We start from the raw sequence: 526 nt of genomic DNA, 5'->3' as shown, positions 1-526 counted from the left end.
GGGCGTTCCTGCAAAAAAGATTGCTGAACGATTCACCCAAGCAGAAAAACAAGCGTATATTTCCCATTCACACCATTTGTCTAAGTAGCCATGAACCCTCATGTGATTATGGTGGTCGGTGTAGGGTCTGCACGATTCTTACAATTACTCTTTAGTCTGTATTTGGCATGGTATTTTGGACATGCGGCACTCGCCAGTTTTGTATTAATGCTGAGCCTGAGTGCTGCATTTGGCGCATTTCCCTCTTTAGGAGGGGGACCTCAAATTTTACGGGCAGGCGCTTATTCACAGCCCGAGCAACATATACAAATGACGCTCGCAACCAGCATATTACTCCTCGTATTGAGTTTGTTTCTGTTACCTTTTGCGACCATGTTGTGGGGAGGAGATACGCAAAGTCTGCGCTCAAATGGTCTACTCACTGCTGCAGCTGTATTTTTTACGACAGGCAGTGTGTGTTTGGCCATGATTCAATACTTATGGTCTTATCAACAAAAATATAAGGCATTAGGGTTATTTGCTTTAT

General features: G+C 43.9%; 1 pseudogene. It reads left to right on the top strand.

The annotated features are described in order from the left end of the window. Window positions 1-90: 90 nt before the first annotated feature. Window positions 91-526 (top strand): annotated as a pseudogene (locus tag GBI16_RS18350) (hypothetical protein); the annotation flags it as partial.

Origin of the sequence: Acinetobacter sp. TUM15064, assembly GCF_008980265.1 — a bacterium.
Classification (GTDB): Bacteria; Pseudomonadota; Gammaproteobacteria; order Pseudomonadales; family Moraxellaceae; genus Acinetobacter.
Note: the sequence above shows the minus strand (reverse complement) of the source record. Positions and strands in the feature narration are given on the sequence as shown.